The sequence below is a fragment of the Microcoleus sp. B9-D4 genome (genome assembly GCF_036705105.1).
Classification (GTDB): domain Bacteria; phylum Cyanobacteriota; class Cyanobacteriia; order Cyanobacteriales; family Microcoleaceae; genus Microcoleus.
The window spans coordinates 49,687-76,528 of sequence record NZ_JAUBTS010000017.1 but is presented as its reverse complement, the minus strand read 5'-3'; the positions used below and the strand labels follow the sequence as shown (position 1 = coordinate 76,528).

At 48.2% G+C, this 26,842-nt stretch carries 8 protein-coding genes; 6 read left to right on the top strand and 2 right to left on the bottom strand.

What is annotated here, in order from left to right:
* Positions 1 to 27: 27 nt before the first annotated feature.
* Both QUB24_RS12910 and QUB24_RS12905 read right to left on the bottom strand, forming a co-directional pair.
* Entirely contained in the window at positions 28 to 1,209 is a 1,182-nt protein-coding gene (locus QUB24_RS12910) for a PepSY-associated TM helix domain-containing protein (RefSeq protein WP_333153550.1), read from the bottom strand.
* Between the two features lie 342 nt (positions 1,210 to 1,551).
* Positions 1,552 to 4,362, bottom strand: a complete 2,811-nt coding sequence (locus QUB24_RS12905) for a TonB-dependent receptor domain-containing protein (protein WP_333153549.1) — start codon at positions 4,360 to 4,362, stop codon at positions 1,552 to 1,554.
* Positions 4,363 to 5,168: 806 nt separating this feature from the next.
* Here QUB24_RS12905 and QUB24_RS12900 point away from each other — a divergent pair.
* The 6 genes from QUB24_RS12900 (at position 5,169) to QUB24_RS12875 (ending at position 26,825) form a co-directional block, all read left to right on the top strand.
* Positions 5,169 to 13,895, top strand: a complete 8,727-nt coding sequence (locus QUB24_RS12900; RefSeq protein ID WP_333153547.1) for an amino acid adenylation domain-containing protein — start codon at positions 5,169 to 5,171, stop codon at positions 13,893 to 13,895.
* Positions 13,896 to 14,140: 245 nt separating this feature from the next.
* The gene (locus tag QUB24_RS12895) at positions 14,141 to 18,853 is read left to right on the top strand and encodes an amino acid adenylation domain-containing protein (protein ID WP_333153546.1); all 4,713 of its coding nucleotides are present in this window, start codon (positions 14,141 to 14,143) and stop codon (positions 18,851 to 18,853) included.
* 1 nt (position 18,854) lies between these two features.
* Positions 18,855 to 22,127, top strand: coding sequence for an amino acid adenylation domain-containing protein (locus QUB24_RS12890; RefSeq protein WP_333153545.1), 3,273 nt, complete (start codon positions 18,855 to 18,857; stop codon positions 22,125 to 22,127).
* 231 nt (positions 22,128 to 22,358) lie between these two features.
* Entirely contained in the window at positions 22,359 to 24,047 is a 1,689-nt protein-coding gene (gene panP / locus QUB24_RS12885; RefSeq protein WP_333153544.1) for a pyridoxal-dependent aspartate 1-decarboxylase PanP, read from the top strand.
* The gene (locus tag QUB24_RS12880; protein ID WP_333153543.1) at positions 24,034 to 25,578 is read left to right on the top strand and encodes a condensation domain-containing protein; all 1,545 of its coding nucleotides are present in this window, start codon (positions 24,034 to 24,036) and stop codon (positions 25,576 to 25,578) included. The genes panP and QUB24_RS12880 overlap by 14 nt, the downstream gene beginning before the upstream one ends.
* A 173-nt stretch (positions 25,579 to 25,751) precedes the next feature.
* Positions 25,752 to 26,825 (top strand): TauD/TfdA family dioxygenase, encoded by a 1,074-nt coding sequence (locus QUB24_RS12875; RefSeq protein WP_333153542.1) that lies wholly within the window; start codon positions 25,752 to 25,754, stop codon positions 26,823 to 26,825.
* Positions 26,826 to 26,842: the final 17 nt, after the last annotated feature.

Here is a 26,842-nt window from a genome sequence, read left to right as displayed (position 1 = left end):
CCCGCATCAAACCGCACGCCGCTGTCATTAAAACCAAGGCCATTGCTGGCTAAGTGGCGATAATTTTTCATATAGCTGTCTCGCCTCCTTTCGGTAAAATTTCACCAAATGCCGCTGCCGCCACATCATTACACCCGTCATAAACAGTACAATCGCTGCTAATCCTGCGATCGCGTGTGCCAGCCGCAAGTAAATTCCGCCATAGCTGCCAATATGTAGCGGATAAAGCGAGTTGAGAATTCGATTTGCTACAGAAGCTGAATTTACACTGTCAGCCTGCAATATTTCGCCGCTGTATTGGTCGAGATAAATGGTGCTAATCCCGTTTGGGTGCGGGTCATTGGGAAATTTTTTCCGTACCTTAAAAGTTGCTTCAGGTGTCAAAGGCAGAGAAATAAAAGTGGTTTTAGCTTCCGTCCAAACGGTATTAACTTGGTGTAATATTTCGTCAAGTTTTTGCCTCGAACTGCTAGAGTGGGGATGAGAAGTCAATGCTGGCTGTGGCTTTTCATTCGTTAGCCAATACAGAGTCGATTCAACCGGCGCGTAAAAAATTATCGCTGTCCCTGTAGCGGAGATTAGTATGAGAAAAGCGACCGATACAATACCAAAAAAGTTATGTAAATCAAATACAGTCCGCTGCCAGTGAGCTTGCCAATTAATAGAAAATCCGCGAGCCAAATTGCGCCAACCAGTCCACAATACCAAACCCGTAAAAGTTAGCCCTAGCATTACTATACCGCAAATACCTACAACAAGATGACCGAATTCTCCTCCCGCTAATTCTGCGTGTAACGTAAAAACCAAACCTGTAAAAGTTTCTTTCCCAAGGCGCGCACCCTTAATTTCTCCACTGTAAGGATTGACATAAACGCTAACTACTTCCTCACTCTTTGACAGCATCGAAACTTGGCAAACTTCCTTCGCTGATCGCGGTAGCAAAATACTAATAGCTTGATTTTGCGGATAAGCTTTTTCGACAATTTGCAGGACATTTTCCAGCGGTATCCGTTCGGTTTGAGGAATTACTTGCAGGAGTTGGGGATTGAAGAACCGCTCGATTTCGGGGCCGAAAACCAGCAAGCTGCCCGTTAAAGCAATTACTGCTAGAAATATTCCTACCACCAACCCCAAATACAAGTGCAGTTTGAATGCGAGTTTGCGGAACTTCATCTCTAGATTTTTCTCAAAGCCGTTAACTGTTCTCATTCAAGTCCGTTAGTGGGCCCGCGAGTCCGCCAGGGGTTGAAACCCCTGTCTAATAGCTAAAGTCCTCTCAAGAGGACTAATGATACTAAATCCGGGTTACTCACCCCCTTTTTGAACTGGCGAGCTAATTTTTCCCCCTCTCCCCCTCTCTAGCAATAAAGGGGTTTTTAACCCGGATTTGGTATGAGTCCTTCAGTCCTCTTTTAGAGGACTTTAGCTTTGAGGCAGGGGTTTAAACCCCTGCCGGACTGTCGGTTTGACGTTAAATTGACACCAATGGGTTCTTGGAGTGTCCCTACGGGGGATATTGAATCTACCTCCTAAACCTGCAATCTGCTGTAATTACCAGTTAAGGCGGTAATTAACACTGAGAGTCAAACCTCTGCCTGCATAATTAGCGCTGTCCGATCCAAATCCAGCTAAGTATTGCGACAGCACAGGAAAATATTGATTATTCAATAAATTCTCGACTTTGACTTGTAGCAGCCCAGAGCCAATTTTAACCGCGCTGACGTAATCCACTGTGAGATAGCTGCTAATCGGGCCACCATCCGAGCCGTCTTTGAAGGCCTGATCGCGATTTCCAGAATATAAGAACTGTAACCGATTGTTCCATCCCGGCAAAGTTTCGTTTTGAACATAAGCTGTTAGCTTGAGGGGTGGAATTCGGCTGCTATCGATCGCGATGTAACGGTTGTCCTCCTCATATTCGCCTTGAATATAAGTAGCAGTCCCGCCGATCGACCATGCTCGTGCAGGTTGCCAATCCACAGTCCCTTCTAAGCCGTAAATGCGTTCTGGGGCGCGGATGAGTTCCAGGCGGCCTGTGTTGCCAACTGGTTGAAAACTGACTCCTAGATCGGAGGTATTGTAAAAAGCGGCAAGCGACATTTGCACGGATTGCCACCCTCCTCGAATGCCAATTTCGTAGTTGTTGACTTTTTGCGGTTGAGTTACTTCTAGCGAAGATTCAATTCCGACAAAATTGTCGGGGGGTTGGCGGAGGATGCGGGCGAAATCTGGGACTGAGAAACCTTGAGAAAAGTTGCCAAATACGTTGAAGTTTTCAGTAATTTTATAGACAGCCCCTGTATTAAATAGGGTCGCGTTAAAATTGCGATCGCCTCCTTCGATCTGGCGATCGTTAAAAGTGGTATAATCATTGACGTTTAACCCGACGCGTTCGTGACGTATCCCGCCACTTAGAATGACGATATCGTCAATATTCCATTCCAATTGACCGAAAAAGCCAAGGCTGTCATAAGTGTAAGGAGGAACGAAAGGACGCTCGGAGATTTTCCGGTAAACCCTGCCACCACTTGCGTCAAATCTCTCCGGATCGTACAAGTCGAAACGCTGTTTGCTATCTTCAGTAATATAGTCAGAACCCCAAGTTAATCGAAGATTTTCGGCACGGGATAAAGGAGTGGTAATCGCCAATCTACCTCCTATCTGTTCGCTCTCGGCTCGCGAACGAGTAACACCGACAAACGGCCCAAAGAACTCGGACGTGCGGTAATCTGAAGGAACACCTACATTGGAATTTGTTCGGTAGTAGATTTGGCTTTGAAGGCTGCTGCCAAAAAGGTTTTGGTTAGTGTAACTTAGGTTGAGCTGTGTACTTTTATTTCCCGGTGTTTCCCCGTCAATATCCAACTCCCCGGTTCGGATGGCGCGGGCTTTTTGCCGTCCTTCCTGGTCGTCAACACTAAAGTCTGGAATCACATTGGGATCTTGGGTTTCCCGATAGTGATTGACAGTTAGTTGCAGCCGCTGTTCGGTATCCAAATCTACCCCGACTTTGCCCATCACGTTGAAGAGGGTGCTGCTGTCTCCGCCGAGTTCAAAAAAGGGAATGCGATCGCCTTTGGCATCGTAAAAAGCTCCACTTCTAGAGAGCGAGACAGTGCCCGTCAGATCAACATTGCCCGATCGGCCAGAAATCGTCTGCTGAGCGTTAAAGCCTAAAGCATCTCTTGTGTTTGTTAAAGCGCTACTGACGCCCACTTCAGTAACAGCAGTTAGCCTTTCCTCAGTTGGGCGACGAGTAATAATATTAATCACGCCACCTGTAGCCTGAGCGCCGTAGATTGCTGTAGACCCCCGCACTACTTCAATGCGTTCGATCGCGCTGGGATCGATATTTCTAAATTCTCTGCCAAAAGATTGAATATTGGTCGTTTGTGGCACGCCGTCAATCAGAACGGAAACGTCGCGACCCCGCAAAGTTTGTCCATAAGTTGCAGTAGTTTGAGTCGGGGCCGCAAAACCGGGAACCTGATTTGCCAGAGCTTCCCCGACATTTCTCGATGTCCCTGTCTGCTGCTGAATTTCTTGTGAGTCTACCACCGTTATAGAGCGCGGCACGTTTGTCACTCTTTCTGCGGTTCGTGTTGCAGTGACGACGATTTCAATCGGGGATCTCCCCGCCTGTGGTGTCCCTGGTGGCTGCGCTGTAGGCGGCAAGGGTTCTCCGGGCGTTCCTGGTGGCTGCGCTGTAGGCGGCAAGGGTTCTCCGGGTGTCCCTGGTGGCTGCGCTGTCGGCGGCAAGGGTTCTCCGGGTGTCCCTGGTGGCTGCGCTGTCGGAGGCAAGGGTTCTCCGGGCGTCCCTGGCGGCTGTGCTGTCGGCGGCAAGGGTTCTGCGGGTATCTCTACCTGCTGCCCTGTCGGTGGCAAGGGTTCTGCGGGTGTCCCCGGCCGCTGTGTTGTAGGAGCCGGTGCAGACGGGCGAGCAGTCATCTCCGAGGTGGGTTTTAAGCTGAGAATCAGACCTGCAGCGTTAGGAATCACCTGTGCCACTGGTTGACCCCGATCGCCAATCACTTTGATTCGGATGCTGTTGTTATCTAAAGGAGTAACGGTGACAGAAGCAATTCCGACAGCAGGCTTGTCTTGACGAAACTCATTTCCCCCCGGTAGTCGCAGTTGAGCGGTGATGGCATCAATTTGTAAAGTTTCGCCAAAGGTGGTGGTGAAGACTTGCAGGGGTCTTCCATCTTCAGTGTCTAGGATGATTTCAATGCCTTCTGACGTGGGGTTAAGGCGAACGCCCGTCACCTGCGCGATGTTGGAAGCGCACGCCGGCCCAGCGACTACCGCCGACACGACTCCTGCCAGCCCAAGGCTATTTAATAATTTCTGCGATCTATTCATTACTCTTGAATCAACAATTAATGGAACTTCGGATATGTGGTTTGCGTTGCTTGCACAACATGATTTGTGGCAGCGTTGCTGCTCTTGTGTGCATCTTGAAACTGACCTGCGGAAGATCCGGCCCAGTTGTCGGGCGCAGTTCGATCCGATTCTCCCGTCGCTACTGGCATTTGTCTGGGAACACAGCAGGCGCGTGAGGGCGATCGCCTGAGTCAGGTGGCGCTCTGGATGATCGACCACGGGTAGCTCTTTCCTCGGTTAAAGGAAGTAGTTCCTGGGCGCTTATTGAGAAAGTGCCTTAATTAGATAACAGAGCACTTGCATCTGTCAAGAGTTAACTAATGAAAACTTATTGCATTTTAAGATAGGGGGTCTCACCCCTCTATCTAGTTGGACACCACTTGCATATTATGGTTCCTTGTCAGAGCTAGACAAACCATCACCTAAAATGCTATGGCAAGAGTTAGAAAAGATTGTCATATAGGCACTGATAGGAGTCAAGAAATTATCTCAACTACTCTTGACAATAAATATCATCTAGCCTACTATGCTAAAAGTCGATAGCCGTAAAGCCCCTGAAGCTGATATCGAAGCTGGCTCAGACTGAAACCGCCCCGGAGCCCTTGCCGAACAGCCCGATCGACAACAAAACGTGAAAACAAGCGCTAATACCCGAATTGAAGACTCAAACGCGCTGATGGGAGACTCGTAACGTCCGAAAGCTATTCACAGAAAGTTTATGTGAAAAGAATTTGGCGGCACTGGTTGGCGTACTGCAAACAAGATTTATTAGGTAAAAAGAATCGATGAGTCACGCAAGCATTAAGGGAAACCAACTCACCGAAAGTTGTACGAATTTAGTAGAACTCCTACAAAACAGAGCACTACACCAACCAGAGCAGAAATATACATTTCTGTTAGACGGAAAAACTGAAACCGCCAGTTTGACTTATCGAGAGTTAGATGCGATCGCCCGATCGCACGCGGTGCGACTTCAGACATTGGGAGTCACTGGCGAACGAGCCTTACTGCTTTTCCCGCCAGGATTGGACTATCTCGCCGCCTTTTTTGGATGCTTGTACGCCAAAGTGATCGCGGTTCCCCTCTATCCACCGAAGCTGAAACGGAATTTAGCGAAAATTAGCGCGATCGCCAAAGACGCAGGAGCAACAGTTGCGATCGCACCCGCGCGACACCTGGAAAATTTAGAGCAGCTATGCGAGCAAGCGCCGGAACTCAAAGCGATGCGCTGGCTGACAGCAGAGGCGCTTGCCGATGACGGCGAAAAGTGGCAGCAGCCATCCATCCATCCCGACTCCGTGGCTTATCTTCAGTACACTTCTGGCTCAACCTCCACCCCCAAAGGCGTCATGGTGAGCCACGCCAACGTTTTGTACAACATCGAATACATTCACCGAGGCTTTGATCACGATGCCGAAAGCGTTGCCGTAACGTGGCTCCCACCCTTTCACGACATGGGGTTAATTGACGGATTGCTCAAACCTTTGTATCTGGGAATTCCCTCTTACTTCATGCCGCCAGCGGCGTTTATTCAGAACCCGATGTGCTGGTTGGAAGCGATTTCGCGCTACAAAGCTACCCACAGCGGCGGGCCAAATTTTGCTTACGACTTGTGTGCTAGCAAAATCAGCAAAATCTTGCTAGCACAATTTGAGGATGATTATTGTGGGGTAGGCGTCGGGCCTGCTGTGAAAATACACGGGACGGGCGGGACGCCCATCCCACAAAACAATCAAAATCATCCCGCTATTATGCAGCGCGAAATTTTGGGCGATGACCAAAAAAGGCTCGACTTGAGTAGTTGGCGCGTGGCTTATAACGGCGCAGAACCAATCCACAAAGAAACCCTAGAGCGATTTACCAAAGCTTTTGAGCCCTGCGGTTTTCAGGCGGATGCCTTTTGTCCTGCTTACGGAATGGCAGAAACTACGCTAAAAATTGCCACGGTTCGCAGCGGGGCAACACCGACTTTCTTACCTGTTGACGCTGGGGCGCTAGAAAATAATCACATTGTAGAAGTTGTCGAAGGCGATGGTGGCGCGAGAACTTTAGTCGGCTGCGGTTTCCCTGAATTTGGCACTAAAGTTGCGATCGTCAATCCCGAAACTCTGACACAATGCCAGCCGCAAGAAGTCGGAGAAATTTGGGTAGCTGGCGAAACAGTGGCGCGAGGCTATTGGAATCGCCCAGAAGAAACAGAAAAAACCTTTCAAGCATATCTTTCAGATACGAATGAAGGGCCATTTTTGCGAACAGGAGATTTAGGCTTTTTACGCGATCGAGAACTGTTTATTACAGGGCGACTCAAAGATTTGATTATCATCCGAGGTCGCAATCTTTACCCCCAAGATATAGAAAGAACAGCAGAGCGCAGCCATCCCAGTTTGCGGCCAGGGGCGATCGCCGCATTCTCGGTGGAAGTCGCAGGCGAAGAACAGCTCGTTATCGTGCCAGAATTACAATCTCGCAAAGCGCCGGATCATGCCGAGGAAATTATCAGCGCCATCCGCTCTAGCATTGCTCAAGAATATGAAGTGCAAGTTTATGGAGTAGTGCTGATTAAGCCGGGAAGCATTCCGAAAACGACTAGCGGTAAAATTCAACGTCGCGCCGCCTATGCTGACTTTCTAGCTGACAATTTGGAAGTGGTCGCCAGTAGCGTTTTAGAGTTAGCTGATTCGGTTGAAATAGACAATCAGCTCACGCGAGAGATTCTGCTGAAAGCCGAGTTAGAAGAACGGCAGCCGCTGCTTGAGGCTTACCTTTGGCAGCAGGTAAACCGCCGGGGAATGAATTCCCCGGCTAATAGCCAAAGTCGGCTAAAGCCGACTGAAATCGATCGACCACTCAGTAGCTTTGGACTAGATTCTTTAAGAATTTTTGAGTTAAAAAATCAAATAGAGAGCGCCTTGGGCGTTACTGTATCGGTTGCCGATTTGTTTGAAGATAGGAGCATTGCTCGACTGGCAGTGCAAATTCTAGAGCAACTGACAGGAAATACCAAAGCAGTCGCCCCAAGGCCAGTTTCTCGCCTACAAAACATCCCCCTGTCTTTTGCCCAAGAGCGCTTGTGGTTCTTTGACCAATTGGAACCCGGAAACCCATTCTATAACCTCTGCGGTGCAATTCGGATTACAGGACAACTCAATGCAGAAACACTCAGGCAAAGTATTGAGAAAATTATCGAGCGGCACGAGATTTTAAGAACTGCGTTTGCTGGTGGGGATAAAGAACAGATACAAGTTATTTTCGATGCGAAAACTTTCCCACTACAGCTGATAGATTTGAGCCATCTCCCCCCTGCAGAACGCGAGAAAGAAGCGCAAAAACTGTCTGCGGAAGAAGCCGAGTTTCCCTTTAATTTAACTCAAGCAAATCTGCTCCGTGCCAAACTTCTACGTTTATCTGAAACAGAACATACCCTGCTTTTATCCGCCCACCATATCATTTTCGATGGTTGGTCTCTGGGCGTGTTTTTACGGGAACTAGCGGCATTTTATGAAGGATTTTATAATAAGAATTTAGCCGCGCTTCCACCGCTGCCAATTCAGTATGCAGACTTTGCAACTTGGCAGCGCCAACAAATGCAGGGAGAAATATTAGAAACTCAACTTACTTACTGGAAGCAGCAGTTAAGTGGCAGCGCAGCGGTCCTAAATTTACCAACAGACTTTTCTCGTCCCGCTGTTCAAAGTTACAAGGGAGGTCGGCAATTATTTGAATTGCCAGAGCGCTTAACCGAGGCAATTAGGCAATTGAGTCGCCGCGAAAAAACCACTGTATTTATGACATTGCTGGCAGCCTTCAATACACTGCTTTACGGCTACACGGGGCAAGAAGATATCCTCGTCGGTTCACCAATTGCCAGCCGCAACAGCAGCCAAACCGAATCATTAATTGGATTTTTCGTCAATACTTTAGTCCTGCGATCTGACTTAACCGGAAATCCTACTTTTCGAGAGTTGCTGAATCGAGTGCGAGAGGTTGCATTAGGTGCTTACGCGCATCAAGATGTACCGTTTGAGAAGTTGGTAGAAGAATTGCAGCCGAACCGAGATTTAAGTCACTCGCCTTTATTTCAGGTGATGTTTGCCTTTCAAAGTGCCTCCGAATTCGCCTTAGAATTGCCAGGTTTAAGCCTGAACTGCCAACAGATTCACAGCGGGACAGCAAATTTCGATTTAACCCTGGAATTAAAAGCCACAGCAACAGGTATTAGAGGCTGGTTTGAGTACAGCCTAGACTTATTTGAATCGGCTACAATTGCGCGAATGGCGAGGCACTTTCAGAACTTATTAGAAGGCATCGTTGCGAATCCCTCCGCACGACTGTCAGATTTGCCCATGCTTGCAGAAGCAGAACGCCAGCAACTTCTATTTGAGTGGAATAATACTGGGGTAAATTACTTCCAAAATGAGTGCGTTCACCGTTTGTTTGAAGCGCAGGCTGCGAAAACACCAGATGCGGTTGCGGTGCGATTTGAATGCCAAAGTTTGACTTATCGAGAACTGAACGATCGCGCGAATCAACTTGCCCATTACTTGCACTCTTTCGGCGTAAAACCCGATGCGATTGTCGGCGTTTATATTGAGCGATCGCTCGATGCGATCGTCGGAATTTTAGGCATATTAAAAGCAGGCGGTGCTTATTTGCCCCTCGATCCAATCTATGCTAAAGAACGCCTCGCTTTCATGTTAGAAGACGCTGGAGTTAAGGTACTGCTAACGCAAGCAGAATTAAAAGCAGAAACGCCAGCCCAAAATAATATTTCTGTGATTTGCTTGGATGCAGAATGGCAGACGATCGCTCAACAAAATAAGTCAAATCCTGAGAGCGCCGTTGGGCCAGAAAACCTAGCTTATATCATATATACATCCGGGTCAACCGGCAAGCCAAAGGGAGTGATGGTGCAGCATCAATCTTTGGCGAATTATACGCAGGCTGCAAGTGTCGAATATGGCATCGAACCAGGCGATCGCATTCTCCAATTTGCTTCCCTCAGCTTCGACGCCAGCGCCGAAGAAATCTATCCCTGTTTAACGCGAGGCGCAACATTGGTACTGCGCGGAAATTCCATGTTAGACAGCATTTCTTCCTTCCTGCAAAAATGCCGGGAGTGGGAAATAACTGTATTGGATTTGCCCACAGCTTACTGGCGCGAATTAACTGCCAGACTCAGCGCCGAAAAAGCAGAATTTCCCCCCTCAGTGCGCTTGACAATTATTGGCGGAGAAACCGCACTTTCAGCATCCCTGAATCAGTGGCAAAAGTGCGTTTCAGAAAAAGTACGACTTGTCAATACTTACGGCCCCACAGAAACAACAATTGTCGCCACGTGGTGCAACTCTCTCCCCTCTGCGCCCTCTGCGCCCTCTGCGGTTAAAAACTCCCCAAAAACCTTGCCGATCGGACGCCCAATTCCCAATACCCGCACCTATGTACTCGATGCTAACTTGCAACCCGTTCCCATCGGAATTCCCGGCGAACTATATATCGGAGGTGCGGGCGTTTCCAGAGGATATATCAACCGTTCGGATCTGAATCGAGAAAAATTTATTCCCGATATTTTTAGCAACGTGCAAGGCGATCGCCTTTACAAAACAGGCGATTTAGTCCGCTATCTCCCCGACGGCAATTTAGAATTTCTCGATCGCACGGATCGCCAAGTGAAAATTCGCGGTTTTCGCATTGAGTTAGGAGAAATCGAATCCGCACTCAGCCAACATCCAGACGTGCAAGAAGCAGTCATTCTCGCGCGCGAGGAAGATTCAGGCGGAAAGCGCTTAATCGCCTACCTCGTTTTAAACTCAGCAGTCAGCATAGGGAACTCTGCACTGATTAAAAATCTGCGTTCTTTTCTCCGGAACCAACTGCCAGATTATATGGTGCCTGCCAGTTTCATGTTTTTAGAATCGATGCCATTAACGCCAAACGGCAAGGTAGATTTTAAGGCACTTCCCGCGCCGGAAACCAACAGTTTAGAGGCAGATTTTATCGCTCCTGAGACTTTAGAAGAACAAGTATTAACTGATATTTGGGCTGAGGTTCTCGGCTTAAAACAAGTGGGAATTAATGACAATTTCTTTGAGTTGGGAGGTCACTCTTTGCTGGCAACTCAACTGATTGCCAAGGTGCGCGATCGCTTTCAAGTCGAGCTATCGCTGCGCTGTCTGTTTCAATCCCCCACAGTCGCTAGTCTAGCAGCGACGATCGCGGAAACTAAAAGCGAGCCAGATCAACAACCTATTAAATTACTGCCGACAATCGCCCCCGATCCTCAAAATCGCTACCAACCATTTCCGCTCAACGAAATGCAGCAGGCGTACTGGATCGGCAGAAATAGCTTCTTTGAAATGGGCAATGTTGCCATTCACGGCTATGTAGAAATTGAGAGCGACGAGTTAGATTTAGAGCGATTTAGCCTCGCGTGGCAGCGAGTTGTAGATCGTCACGATATGCTGCGGGCGATCGTACTTCCGAACGGACAGCAGCAAATTCTGGAAAACGTGCCCGCTTATAAAATTGAGGTTTTGGATTTGCGATCGCTCGATCCAGAGGTTGCCGGCGAAAAACTCGAAGCAATCCGCGATCGCCTTTCTCACCAAGTGCTGCCGCTCGATCGCTGGCCGCTGTTTGAGATTTGCGCTTCGCAAATAAGTGATCGCCGCATCCGGCTCCACATAAGCATTGACGCCTTGTGCATAGACGGCTGGAGCTTTCAAATTTTGTTTGGCGATTTGGTAAAGTTTTACCGCAATCCCAATACTGCGATTCCCTACGGGATAGCTCCGCTTCACGCGCCCTTGCAACTGTCTTTCCGCGACTGCGTGTTAGCCGCGATCGCCTTAGAAAACTCCCCACTCTTTCAGCAATCCTTAGATTACTGGCGAACTCGCCTCAAAACCCTGCCACCAGCGCCGGAATTGCCCCTCGCCAAACAGCCGAATTCCTTAACGCAGCCGCGATTTAAACGCTGGAGCGATCGCTTAGATTTCTCAACTTGGCAGCGCCTCAAAACGCGCACAGCTCGCGCCAGCCTCACTCCTACGGGTTTATTGCTCGCCGCCTATGCGGAGGTTCTGTCTCTGTGGAGCAAAACGCCTCGGTTTACCCTCAACGTGCCGCGCTTCAATCGCCTTCCCCTGCATCCTCAAGTTGAGGAAATTATCGGAGAATTTGCCTCGTTTACTTTGCTAGAAATAGATAACTCCAAGCGAGAGAGTTTTGAAGTACGAGCCAAGCGATTGCAAGAACAGCTTTGGCAAGATTTAGATCACCAATATGTCAGCGGGGTGCGCGTTTTGCGAGAACTCGCTCAAGCGCAAGGTACAACCGCAGCGCTAATGCCAGTCGTGTTTACGATCGATCCGCAAAACGCGCCTGGGGAAGATTCCTCTATCTTTTCTCTCATTCAAGAATTGGGAGAATTGGTGCACATTATTGGTCAAACTCCGCAAGTTTGGATAGACGCGCAATTTACCGAAACCGCCCAAGGGCTGTCTTTTAGCTGGGATGCGGTGGAAGAACTCTTCCCGCAAGGACTGATCGATGAGATGTTTGATGCCTACTGTCGCCTATTGCAACGCCTCGCCAATGAAGAGGAAACTTGGCAGAAAACGGTGCAGTTTCAGCAAGCCTTTACTAACAGCATTGAGGCACCCATTCCCGATGGATTGCTGCACGAATTGTTTGCTGAGAAAGTCGCCTTGCGATCGCACGAACCAGCCATCATTACGCGCGATCGTACCCTCACCTACGAGGAACTCTATCGGCGATCGAATCAAGTCGGTCATTGCTTGCGAAAGCTGGGAGCTCGCCCTAACCAGTTGGTTGCCGTCGTCATGGAGAAAGGGTGGGAGCAAATCGTCGCTGTGCTGGGCATTCTAGCCTCTGGAGCCGCTTATTTGCCCGTAGATGCGGCGCTGCCAAAAGAACGGCTGTGGTATTTGCTGGAAAATGGCGAAGTTGAGATTGTTTTGACGCAATCTCAGTTAAATCAACGCTTGGAATGGCCGGAAAATGTGCGGCGAATTTGTCTTGATACTGAGGAATTAGCAACAGAAAGCGGCGAAGCTTTGGAATCAGTGCAGGAAGCGGAAGATTTAGCTTATGTGATTTATACTTCCGGCTCAACTGGCTTGCCGAAAGGCGTGGCGATCGCCCACCGAGGTGCAGTCAATGCGATCGCTCAGACCAACCAAGTGTTTAATGTGGCCGAGTGCGATCGCGCGATCGCAGTCACCGCACTGCACCACGATATGTCCGTTTACGATATCTTCGGCATCCTAGCAGCCGGAGGAGCGATCGTCATTCCCGATGCCGCACAACGGCTAGACCCCGCTCACTGGACTCAATTGATGGTAAAAGAGCGCGTCACCATTTGGAACTCGGTTCCCCCGATGATGGAAATGCTGCTCGATTACGCTGGCGGACGTTCTGAGGTGTTGCCAGAGTGCTTGCGCTGGGCGTTTCTCGGTGGAGACTGGATTCCAGTAACACTGCCCCAGAGGTTAAGGGCGATCGGCAAAGGATGCCGCGTTGTCAGCGTCGGCGGGCCAACCGAAACTACCCTTTGGAACATCTGGTATCCGGTAGAAACTGTTGACCCTTCTTGGAAAAGCATTCCCTACGGATCGCCGATCGCCAATACACGTTATTACATTTTGAATGAAAGGCTAGAAGACTGTCCCGTCTGGGTTGCCGGCGAGATGTGCTGTGCCGGAGTTGGACTGACAAAAGGATACTGGCGGAATGAAGAAAAAACTCGCGCCAGTTGCCTCACGCACCCCGTCACGGGCGATCGTTTGTACCGAACGGGAGATTTAGGGCGCTTCCTCCCTGACGGCAATATCGAATTTTTAGGGCGAGAAGATTTCCGCCTTAAAATTCGAGGATTCCGCATCGAAGCCGGAGAAATTGAAGCTGCTTTGAACGAGCACCCAGCAGTCAAAGCATCCATTGTCACCGCATTCGGAGAAAATCACAGTCAAAAGCGCTTAGTAGCATATATCGTTCCACAACAAAACGCTGCCCCGGCGGTTGAAGAATTGCGACAATTTCTGAGTGAAAAGCTGCCCGATTATATGGTGCCTTCTGCATTTATAATTCTGGACGCGCTGCCGCTGTCGGCGAACGGCAAAGTTAACCGCAAGGCTCTGCCTGAACCGGATGCGGCGATTCAAAAAGCAAAGATTTTTGTGGCACCACGCACCCCTATTGAGGCAATGTTAGCGAGAATTTGCTGTGAGGTTCTCGGCATCGAACAGTTAAGCATTGCCGATAACTTTTTTGAACTCGGAGGAAATTCGCTGCTGGCAATTCAATTAGCAGCAAAAATACGAGAATCTTGTCAGATAGAATTGCCTTTGTGCGATATTTTTGCAGGACGATCGCTCGCCGTACTTGCAGAAAATATTAATGATGCCAAAAACAAAAATGTGGCCGTTGAAGAACCCGCGATCGCGCCTGTTTCGCGATCGGCATACCGGAGGTCGCTATCCTCTTTGCAATAAGTGATGAGTCGCGGGCGATCGGCCGATCTCCCATAAGTAATCCCCAATTATCGGCTGCAATCCTCTATTCCCAATTGCCAATTCCCAATTATCAGTTACCAATCCCATGACCGAGAATTTCTTGATGGTACAAGCCCCCTGATTTATCCGTGGAATCAATCCAAAATCTCAAATCTAAAATCCTCAAGAAAGAGACTCGATCCGTGGGGTCAATCCAAAATCTAAAATCTAAAATCTAAAATCCCATGACGGTGCATTTTTCCGAAAAACCTCCAACAGATACTCGCGACTCGGCGAATGCTTCCGAAGAAGAAGTATTTGCATTTCCCACCTCTTTTGCCCAGCAAAGACTGTGGTTTATTGACCAATTTGAACCGGAAAACCCTTTTTACAACCTTCCGGCGGCTGTGTTACTAAAAGGCAGGCTAAATGTAGTAGTGCTAGAGCTAAGTTTCAAGGAAATTGTGCGCCGTCACGAAGCTTTGCGGACGACATTTGCCACTGTAGACGGTCAACCCGTGCAGGTGGTTGGTGAGAATTTTAATTTCGGGCTGCAAGTTTTAGACCTGCAACAATTGGCGGAAACTGAGCGAGAAGAAAAAGTAAAACAACTGGCTGCAGAAGAAGCTAGCAAACCTTTTGACCTAACCAAAGGGCCGCTGTTGCGAGCTAGTTTGCTACAGTTAGATGCTGAGGAATATGTCTTGCTGCTGACGCTACACCACATTATTTTTGATGGCTGGTCAATCGGAGTCTTTCTGCAAGAATTAGCAGCACTTTACGAAGCGTTTTTGATTGGCAAACCATCCCCACTTCCCGAACTTTCTATACAGTACGCCGATTTTGCTATTTGGCAGCGGGAATGGCTTGCGGGCGATTCCCTGCGGGATAGCTGCGCTTCACGCTTGCAAACTCAACTTAACTACTGGAAAAAGCAGCTTAGTGGCCTTCCCCCCTTGCTGGAATTGCCAGCCGATCGCCCCCGTCCTCCGGTGCAAACCTATCGGGGCGCGAAAGAATCATTCCTCATCCCGAAAACGCTAACGGCAGCCCTCAAAAAGCTCAGCCGCCAGGAAAATGCCACCCTGTTTATGACGCAGCTAGCAGCCTTTAAAACGCTGCTCTACCGCTATACAGGACAGGCAGATATCCCCGTTGGCTCTCCCATTGCCAACCGCAACAGAGCGGAAATTCAAAGGCTAATCGGGTTTTTTGTCAATACTTTGGTATTGCGAACTGATTTGTCAGGCGATCGCACTTTTCGGCAGTTGCTCGATCGCATTCGGGAGGTGAGTTTAGAAGCTTACGCTCACCAGGATTTGCCGTTTGAGAAACTGGTTGAAGAGTTGCAACCAGAGCGAAATTTGAGCTACAATCCACTGTTCCAAGTTGCTTTTGTTTTGCAAACTGCACCTGTTGCAGCGGAATCAATCGCCGGACTCAATCTCACTCTTTTAGATGTTGAGAATCAGACAGCAAAAGTTGACTTAACGCTGTATTTAGAAGAAAAGCAGGAAGAAATTAGCGGTCAGTTTGAATACAGCACAGATTTATTTGATGCAGCCACAATCAATCGGATGGCGGAGCATTTTATAGTTTTACTGGAGGGAATAACAGCCAATCCAGATAGCCAGATTGAAGAGCTACCGTTGCTGGGGGAAAAAGAGCGGCATCAGTTATTAGTAGAGTGGAATGACACCCGCGCCGATTATTCGAGCGATCGCTGCATTCATCAATTATTTGAAGCGCAGGTCGCTCGAACTCCCGATGCCATTGCAGTCGTATTTGAAGACCAAAAACTCACCTACCGCGAACTGAATGAACGAGCGAACCAACTCGCGCATTACCTGCAAAAACTAGGTGTAAAACCAGAAGTTTTGGTGGGAATTTGTGTCGAGCGATCGCTCGATACGATCGTCGGCATTCTCGGAACTTTAAAAGCCGGGGGCGCTTACGTTCCGCTAGATCCTGCCAACCCTCGCGATCGCCTTGCTTTTATACTCGAAGACGCGCAGGTAAATGTACTGCTGACTGAGGAAAAGTTGTTGCAAACCCTTCCCAAATGCAGCGCCAAAATCGTTGGCATCGATGCGGATAAAAGTGCTTTGTCCCAACACAGCAAAGAAAATCCCGCCAGCGGCACCACTGCCGAAAATCTCGCCTATATCATCTACACTTCTGGCTCAACTGGCATCCCCAAAGGCGTTTTAGTTCCTCACTCCAACGTCGTCCGCCTGTTTGCTGCTACCCAGTCGTGGTACAACTTCAACGACCAAGATGTGTGGACGCTGTTTCACTCCTATGCTTTTGACTTCTCAGTCTGGGAAATTTGGGGCGCTTTACTCTACGGCGGGCGACTCGCGATCGTGCCTTATTCAGTCAGCCGATCGCCCCAAGATTTTTACAGCTTGCTATGCAAAGAACGAGTCACAGTTCTCAACCAGACTCCTTCTGCATTTTACCAGTTGATAAAGACAGAAGAATCTGCCGGAATTGGCGAAGATTTAAGCCTGCGCTTAGTAATTTTTGGCGGGGAAGCTTTAGACTTGCAAAGCTTAAAACCTTGGTTCGATCGGCACGGCGATCGGCACCCCCAACTTGTCAATATGTATGGCATTACAGAAACAACTGTCCACGTCACGTATCGACCGCTGACTGCCGCTGATTTAAGTAAAAATGCCAGCCTTATTGGCCGTTCAATTCCTGACTTGCAAGTTTACCTGCTCGATCGCAACTCCCAACCCGTTCCGATCGGCATCCCCGGAGAAATTTACGTTGGCGGTGCTGGCGTCGCGCGGGGCTATCTCAATCAGCCAGAATTAACGGCCGATCGGTTTATTCCCAACCCTTTTAATGACAGTTTGAAAGCGCGGCTGTACAAATCTGGAGACTTAGCTCGCTATCTGCCAAATGGCGATATTCAATACTTGGGACGAATTGACCACCAAGTAAAAGTGCGCGGTTTTCGCATCGAATTAGGAGAAATTGAAGCAGCGCTAGGACAGCATCCAGATGTCGCCCAGGCTGTGGTTGTAGTGCGAGAAGATGTACCGGGCGATAAGCGCTTGGTAGCTTATATCATTGCTAACTCAGCAGCACAAAATAAGCATTCAATACTGATTCACGAACTGCGCTGCTTTCTGAAAGAAAAATTGCCGGAATATATGGTGCCTGCTGTGTTCGTGACGCTGGAGGCGCTGCCTTTAACAAACAACGGCAAAGTCGATCGCCAAGCACTTCCCGCACCGGATCGCGATCGGCCAGAACTCGAAGAGGCATTCGCCGCCCCAAGCACAGCTATTGAGAAAATCCTGGCCGAAATTTGGGCGCAAGTATTGGGGTTAGAACAAGTGGGAATTGACGACAATTTCTTTGAATTGGGCGGCGATTCTATCCTCAGCATTCAAGTCATTTCTAAAGCCAATCAAGCGGGGTTGCGACTTACACCAAAACAACTGTTTCAGCACCAAACTATTGCACAGTTAGCCACCGTCGCCGATACAGATCAGACCCAAAAATCGGAACAGGGATTAATCATTGGCGACGTTCCTCTGACGCCGATTCAGCACTGGTTTTTCGAGCAAAATCTCTCCGATTTACACCACTGGAATCAGGCGGTGCTTTTAGAGTTGCGGCAACCTCTCGAACCTGCATTAATTGAGTCAGTTTTGCAGGAATTGCTGAAGCACCACGACGCGCTGCGCCTGCGTTTTGCGCCAGGAGAATCTGGCTGGCAGCAGGATCTCGCCAATCCCGACGAGATTGCTCCGTTTACCTGCATTGATTTGTCGTCGCTACCTCCAGAGGAACGAGAAGCCGCTTTCCAAACCGCCGCCACTCAGTTGCAAGCCAGTTTGAATTTGTCAGAGGGGCCATTACTTCGCGCTGCCCTATTTGACTTGGGCAAACATCAGCCAAATCGCTTGTTATTTGCCATTCATCACTTAGCGGTTGATGGGGTTTCGTGGCGAATTTTAATTGAGGATTTCCAGACAGCTTATGAGCAAATTAGCCGCGACGAAACAGTCGCGCTACCGCCCAAAACAACCTCATTTAAGCAGTGGGCAGAACGTTTGCATGACTGGGCGCGATCGCCCGAATTGCAAGCAGAGTTCGATTACTGGCTCGCCCTTTCTCACCAACCAACTTCTCCCTTGCCAGTCGATTATCCAAATGCAGCTAATTTAGTTGCATCTGAAAAGACAGTATCCGTTGCTTTGAGTCTGGAAGAAACCAAACTGCTCTTACAAGAAGTACCTGCCGCTTACCGCACTCAAATTAATGATGTATTGCTAACTGCTTTAGCTCAAGCATTTGAAAGCTGGACAGGCAATAACTCACTTTTACTGGACTTAGAAGGTCACGGGCGCGAAGATATATTTGAAGGAGTAGATTTGTCGCGCACAATCGGCTGGTTTACAGCAGTTTTCCCCGTCCTGTTTAATTTAGAAAAACATTCGGATCTAGGGTCTGCCCTCAAATCAGTGAAAGAGCAATTACGCGCAGTGCCAAATCGCGGTGTTGGCTGCGGTGTCCTACGATATTTAAACCCAGAAATTTCTAAAAAACTGCACAAATTGCCGCAAGCTGAGGTAAGCTTTAATTATCTCGGACAGTTTGACCAAGTGCTGCCGAAATCTTCTTTATTAATGCTGTCCTCCGAGCCTAGTGGCCCCATCCGCAGCCCGCGCGGAAATCGGCGTTACCTACTGGAAATTAACGGATTTATTACCAGCAACAAGCTGCAATTAGATTGGACGTACAGCGAAAACATTCACCGACGAGAAAGCATTGAAAATTTGGCAACGGGCTTTATAGAATCGCTGCGATCGCTAATTCAATACTGTCAGTCCCCCGACGCCGGCGGCTGCACTCCTTCTGACTTTGCAGAGTTTAAGTGGAGTCAGTGGGGCCAGGACGATTTAGACAACATTACCGCAATTTTGGGAGAGCTGTAAGATGAGCAAAGGCAATATCGAAGATTTTTATCCCCTCTCTCCAGCGCAGCAGGGCATTCTCTTTCATTCCCTCTACCAGCCAGAATCGGGCGTATATTTCGGGCAACTGCTGTGCGTCTTGCGCGGCGATCTCAATGTTTCTGCGTTGAGAAATAGTTGGCAAAATGTTGTAGAGCGACATCCCATTTTGCGGACTTGTTTCGTGTGGGAAAAGTTGAAAGAACCCGTGCAAGCGGTGCGTAAGCAGGCTGCATTATCTTGGCAGCAGATGGACTGGCGATCGCTCTCGGCATCCGCACAACAACAGCAGCTAGAAACGTTCCTAAAAGCCGATCGCGAGCAGGGCTTTGACTTGAAATCAGCTCCCTTAATTCGCATTGCACTGGCGCAGTTAGAAACAGATACTTTTCAGTTTATTTTGAGCCACCACCACTTAGTTTTAGATGGGTGGTCGCTGGCGATCGTTCTTGATGAAGTTTTTGGTTTTTATCAAGCCTTCTCCCAGGGCGAGGAATTGCACCTCAAACGCCCTCGCCCTTATCGGGATTACATCGCCTGGCTGCACCAGCAAGATTTATCGGCGGCTGAGTCATTTTGGCGGCAAACTCTCAAAGGTTTTGCAGCTCCAACTGCGATCGGCCGGGGCAATATTGTCGCGGGAAACCGTTTAGAAAGTAGTGGCGAACAGCAGGTGATATTTTCTGCAACAGCCACCGCCGCACTGCAATCTGCCGCGCGGCAGCATCAGCTAACATTAAATACCCTCGTACAGGCAGCTTGGGCGCTACTTTTGAGCCGATACAGCGGCGAGGAAGATGTGGTTTTTGGTACGGTTGTCTCCGGGCGACCGCCAGAGTTAATGGGTGCTGAATCGGTAGTGGGACTGTTCGTAAATCCTCTGCCAGTGCGCGTAAAAATTGACCCAAAGGATTCTATTTTATCCTGCTTGAAAGAACTCCAAGCGCAACAAGTTGAGGCGAGGCAGTATGAGTACAGCCCCCTCGTTGAGGTGCAGGGGTGGAGCGAAGTTCCTCGGAGTTTACCTCTATTTGAGAGTTTGGTCGTTTTTGAAAATTATCCTTCGGATGCTTCTTTGCAGGAGAAGATTCAAAACTTAAAAATAGAGAATATTCGCTCCTTGGAAACAACGAATTATCCTCTAACGGTGATGGCAATGCCCGGTGCGGAATTGACGCTGAAAATTGGTTACAATAGCAACCTCTTTGAAGACGCTGCTATCGCACGGATGCTCGGACACCTGCAAACTTTACTAGAGGAAATGACTGCCAATCCTGAGCGGAAACTGTCAGAATTGCCCCTATTGAGCGCCGCCGAACGCCAGCAATTACTTGTCCAGTGGAACGACACCCAAGCGGATTACCCCAAAAATTCCTCAATTCACGAATTATTTGCAGCGCAAACAGAGCGAACCCCAGATGCAGTGGCTGCAATTTGCGAAAATGAACAATTGACTTACCGCGAATTGAATGCCAAAGCCAATCAAATCGCGCATTACCTGCAATCTCTTGGTGTAAAACCCGAAGTTTTGGTGGGAATTTGCTTAGAGCGATCGCTGTCGATGCTGGTGGCCATTTTGGGCATTTTAAAAGTCGGTGCCGCTTACGTTCCTATCGATCCTGCTTATCCCCAAGAACGCCGCTCCTTTATGCTAGCCGACGCAAAAGTTCCGGTGCTTTTGACTCAAAAAAACCTCCTAGAAACCCTCCCCGAACACAGCGCTAAAGTCGTCTGTATCGACGCCGAATGGCAGGAAATTTCCCGCGAGAGCGATCGCAACCCCGCTGTTAAAGTGGAAGCTGAAAACCTCGCTTACGTCCTCTACACTTCCGGCTCGACAGGCACTCCCAAAGGCGTACTCGGCACCCACCGAGGCACAGTCAATCGCTGTTTTTGGAACCCCTACCCTTTTAGCGAAGCAGATATTTGCGGTCAAAAAACGTCCTTAAATTTTGTCGATTCGGTTTGGGAAATATTTGCTCCTTTGCTGCATGGGTTGCCCACTGTCATTATTCCCGATCGCTCCGTCAAAGATATTAACCAATTCCTTCAAACCTTATCAAAGCAAAATGTAACTCGACTGGTGCTGGTTCCTTCTTTGTTGCGCGCTATCTTAGATTCCTTCCCTGATTTAGACAGGCGTTTGCCTCAATTACAATATTGGATTTGCAGCGGAGAAACTCTGCCGCTCGAACTTTGCCAGCAATTTCGAGAGCAGATGCCCCAGCGGGTATTAATCAATCTTTATGGCTCTTCGGAAGTAGCTGCAGACGTGACGTGGTACAATGCAACTCACTGTGTCGAGAAAGTTCCAATCGGTCGCCCGATCGCCAACACGCAAATTTATCTGCTCGATCGCAATTTGCAACCCGTTCCGATCGGAGTTCCCGGCGAGATTTACGTCGGCGGCGATGGATTGGCACAGGGCTACTTAAACCGCCCGGAATTAACCTCGGAGAAATTCATTTCTAACCCGTTTGGGCAACAAAAATTAGATTTTCTCGGTAATTATCATCAAAAAGTTTTGTTCAAAACAGGCGATATCGGTTGTTACCTGCCGGATGGTAATATAGAATTTCTGGGTCGTGGCGATTGCCAAGTAAAAATGCGCGGTTTCCGCATTGAGCTAGGAGAAATAGAGGCAGCACTTTCTCAACATTCTTCTGTATCCACCGCTGCTGTTTTGCTTCAGGAAAATGCACCGGGCAGTCAACGCCTAGTCGCTTACCTAGTTCCTAACTCAGAGTTCAGAAATCCGCACCCAGAACTTATTTCCGAACTGCGTTTATTCTTGAAGCACAAACTGCCCGATTACATGGTGCCTTCAGCTTTTGTGCTATTAGATGCGCTGCCGCTAACGCCCAACGGAAAAATTGACCGTCTCGCCTTATGTCAAAGGTGCGATTACGTTTCTGATGAAACAGCCTTCACTGAGCCACAAACGCCTACAGAGGAGAAAATTGCTGAGATTTGGACTGCTATTTTAGGGCTAGAAAAAGTAGGAATTAACCAAAACTTTTTTGACCTCGGCGGTCACTCTCTGATGGCAACACAGTTAATATCGCGAGTGCGATCGTGCTTTGGGGTAGAGTTAGCAATGTGCGATTTTTTTGCTGCTCCCACCCTTCAGAATTTAGCTGAACTAATCGAGGAAGAAATTCTGGTAAATGCCGATGCTAACCAGATAGATAAATTGCTCGATCTCTTAGAAAAGAGTGATGGAGAGTCAGCACAAACTGTGATGCTAATTGAGTAAAGATCGGGTTGCTAAAAAAGCACAAAAAGTCCTTTTATATCATGTCCGGTCAATTAACCAAGGTTCCTGTAGGGGCGGGTTCGCCCTAATTTCCAACACAAATCGGAGATTCTGGAAACCCGCCCCTCTCTCCTTGGGTATTGCGGTCAGTCGCTCGGACATGATATTACCCTTAAGGCTTCGGTGGAAAATAGGATAGACAAAAAGCCCATTTAACAGGATTGATTCGGGATGAGTAAACTAACAGTAAAAGCCAAAGAGTCTCAAGATGTAATGCAGCCCTTAAAAGCCTCTGTTACCCCACTTGAAGAAAAGTTAATGGAGCTATTCAGTGCCTCAGAAAAGTCATTTTTGGCCGAAGAAGCAATGGAGGAGCGAATTTCGGCCCTAGTTCAAGACTTTTTGTACGCAAAAACCGCTAGTACAGATATTGACTTAGAGTTAATTATTCAGCAGTTTAGGGAAAACAAAATTCCCGCCCTTCCTACAGATGTTGGGAATTATATCGATGATTTGACCCAAACCCTCGTTGCTCATTCCATTCACACATCTTCCCCCCGATATATCGGTCACATGACGAGCGCACTTCCCTATTTTGTGCGCCCGATCGCGAAGCTGTTAACCGCGATGAATCAAAATTTAGTCAAGATGGAAACTGCCAAAGTTTTAAGCCCCTGCGAGCGCCAGACTTTGGCAATGATGCACCGATTAATTTACGATTTTTCTGAGGATTTTTATAACCAGCACATTCAAAAAAGTGACAGCACGCTCGGTATCATGACAACGGGTGGCACCCTAGCTAATATCACAGCTTTGTGGTGCGCTCGCAACGCTTCTTTAGGGCCAAAAAATAACTTTGGTGGCATTGAAAAAGAAGGCTTGTACGCAGCTTTAGAGTTTTACGGCTACAAGGGAATGGTGATAATCGGTTCGAGTTTGATGCACTATTCTTTTGAAAAGGCTGCCGGTTTATTAGGCATTGGCGATCGCAATCTCCTAAAAATCCCCACCGATTCCAATCACAGGATGGATTTGGCAGCGCTGCGCCAAACTGTAGCCGAATGTCGCGATCGCAACCTGCACATTCTGGCAATTATCGGTATTGCAGGCAGCACCGATTCGGGAAGTATCGATCCGCTTCCAGAAATAGCCGCGATCGCGCAAGAAGCAAACGCTCACTTTCACGTCGATGCCGCGTGGGGCGGCCCCGTGCTTTTTTCCCAACGTCACCGACACAAATTAGCAGGCATTCAACTAGCAGATTCCGTCACCATAGATGGACACAAACAAATGTATTTGCCAATGGGAATCGGTATGGTTTTATTCCGCAATCCCCAAACCGCCAAAGTTATTGAAAAAAACGCACCCTACACGGTGCGAAAAGACTCGATCGATCTAGGGAAACGCTCTCTCGAAGGCTCTCGATCGGGTGCGAGTTTGTTCTTGCAAGCCGCCTTAAATATCATCGGCCATCAAGGCTATGAGTTTTTGATAGATGCAGGCATCCATAAAACGCAGCACTTGGCTAATTTAATTCGGGAAAATCCAGCATTTGAATTGCTGCTAGAACCAGAAATTAATATTCTTTTATACCGCTACATTCCAGAAAAATTCAGGGAAAAAGCAGCCAAAAAACAACTAACAGAAGCAGACTACCACTTCATTAATGAATTTAACGAGCGCCTTCAGGAGGCCCAGCGGCAAGCCGGTCACACCTTCGTATCGCGAACAACCGTGCAAAACACCTGTTATGGCAAAACCATTCCCATTGTTGCTTTTCGAGTCGTCCTTGCCAACCCCCTCACCACTGAAGCAGATATCAACGTTGTTTTAAACGACCAGCTAAAAATAGCAGCAAAGCTTTCCTTAACTATCACAAACAGCGACCACTGCGAGGAAGTGAATTATGATGTCTACTAATCGTTCAGAACGACTAAAAAACCTCTCGCCCCAGAAGCGATCGCTCCTCCTCAAAGCATTAGGCAAAGAGGCAGTACAGGCTGAGCAATCTAAGCGTATTCCCAGGCGATCGCAGCAAAATTCTGCTCCCCTTTCTTTTGCCCAGCAACGGCTGTGGTTTCTCGATCGATTGTCTCCAGAAAACCCTGCCTACAACCTTCCTGCTGCTGTGCGGTTGCAAGGGCAATTGAATTTGTCGGCACTGCAACAAACACTCAATGAAATTGTCCGGCGTCACGAAGTTTTACGGACTGCTTTTGCAGAAGTGGACGGGGAACCTGTCCAACTGATTTCTCCTTCCTTGAATTTCGCTTTGTCGGTGGTAAACTTGCAACATTTACCAGAAACTGAGCAGCAAGCTGAAATTGAGCAGCGTACTCTTGAAGAAGCCCAACGCCCCTTTGACTTAACGCGAGATCCCTTACTGCGGGGCACTTTGCTGCAACTTGGTTCGGCAGAATATGTGTTGCTGCTGACGATACACCACATTATTTCTGATGGTTGGTCTATGGGCGTGTTGGTGCGAGAAGTAGCCGCACTTTATGAAGCTTTTTCCACTGACAAACCCTCTGGGTTGCCTGAACTTCCCGTGCAGTATGCCGACTTCGCCAGTTGGCAGCGGCAGCATTTCCAGGGAGAGAAATTAGAAAAACAGCTCGCTTATTGGAAACAGCAATTGGGAGGCGGTTTAGCTGTACTGTCAACTGATCGGCAGCGCTCTCCCGTGCAAACTTTCCAAGGATCGCAGCAATCTTTTGTGATTTCTGCGTCTTTAAATGAAAGGCTGAAAACGCTCGCCCAGCAACAAGATGTCACCCTATTTATGACATTCTTGGCAGTATTTCAATCCTTGCTATCCAGCCAAATAAAGCAGGATAACCTCGCTATTGGCTCTCCCATTGCCAATCGCAACCGCATTGAATTAGAGGAAATAATTGGATTTTTTGTCAATACTTTAGTGCTGCGAATTGACACCGCAGGTAATCCAACTTTCCGCGAACTACTCGGTCGAACACGCGAGGTAGCGTTAGCAGCTTACGCTCACCCGGATGTTCCTTTTGAAAAGCTCGTGGAGGAATTGCAGCCGGAGCGAAATCTCAGCTATAACCCGCTGTTTCAAGTGTGGTTTGTACTCCAGAATGCGCCCATGCCACCCTTGGAGTTAGCTGGTTTGACCTTGAGCATTCTGGAATTCGATGTCGGTATGTCGAGACACGACTTAAGCCTCACTCTCTGGGAGGCTTCAGAAGGAATTCAAGGCTTATTTGAGTACAAAACAGACTTATTTGAGGCTGCGACTATTGCCCGAATGGTGAGAGGTTTTCAAATCCTCCTCAACCAGGTAGTCATCCAGCCAGATATCAGAATCGACGACTTGGCAGAAATTCTTGCCGAAGCAGAAAGGCAGCACCAAATCGAACAGCAAAAACTAATTCATCTTTCGGGAATTCAAAAATTAAAAATGGCTAAACGCAAAGTTATGAAAAGTTGAAAATGATGGCTCATATCAATTCCGGTTGCATTGGAATGATTAAACCGCAGAGTACGCAGAGAACGCAGAGGAAGAGAACAGAGAGATGAATAGTTCCGATGCTAACGGATTTAATTTCAATCTCTCAGGTTTTTTCGGGAAAAAGGGATAAATTTTTCACCAAAGCAAAAATTATGACAAATACAGAAACAAAGAATCTCAATTCCCAAAAGTTAGGATCGGTTAGGCGCAAAGCCGTCAGCCTATCCTCAGAGGAATTAGTCAAAACCGCCTACCTCCAGCCCGAAAACTTTCTACCTCTAGTGGTTCAGCCAACAGTAGAAAAATTAAATCTCGCGGGTTGGGCTGCGAACAATCGCTCATCAATTGAAATGCAGTTATGGAAGCATGGAGGAATACTTTTTCGAGGCTTTGAAGTGGGCGGGGTGAATGGTTTCGAGCAGTTTATTCAAACTCTTGCGGGCGACTTGTTGGAATATTCTTTTCGCTCAACTCCGCGCAGTCAGGTGAGCGGAAATATCTACACTTCCACCGAGTATCCTGCTGAGCAATTCATCCCACTGCACAATGAAATGGCTTATTCTAGAAATTGGCCACTGAAAATCGCTTTTTTCTGCGTCAAGAAAGCCGAACAGGGAGGAGAAACCCCGATCGCTAATAGCCGCAAAGTGTTTGAAAGCCTGGATTCAAAGATTAGAGAAAAGTTTGCCACAAAAAAGGTTATGTATGTGCGAAATTACGGCGGTGGCGTAGATTTGCCCTGGCAAAATGTCTTTAATACTGATAGCAAAATTGAGGTAGAAGAGTATTGCAAAAAAGCGGGAATTGAGCTAGAATGGAAAAGTGGCGATTCCCTTCGGGATAGCTTCGCTTCACGCTTGAGAACTCGGCAAATATGTCAAGCTGTCGCTGGGCACCCACAAACGCAGGAAATGGTGTGGTTTAATCAAGCTCACCTCTTCCACATTTCCAATCTCGAACCCGCCGTTCGCAAAGAGCTTTTAACTTCTTTTAAAGAGGAAGATTTACCCCGCAATGCTTATTACGGCGATGGCTCGCCCATTGAAGATTGTATATTAGACGAAATTCGTCGCTGCTATCAGCAAGAAACGATTGTTTTCCCTTGGGAAGAAGGAGATGTCTTGCTGTTAGATAATATGCTAGCCGCGCACGGACGCACGCCATTTTCTGGTTCGCGTCGGGTTGTTGTCGGTATGGCAGAAGCGTTTAGCTGTCAAGATATTTAGGCTTATTAAAGGAACTT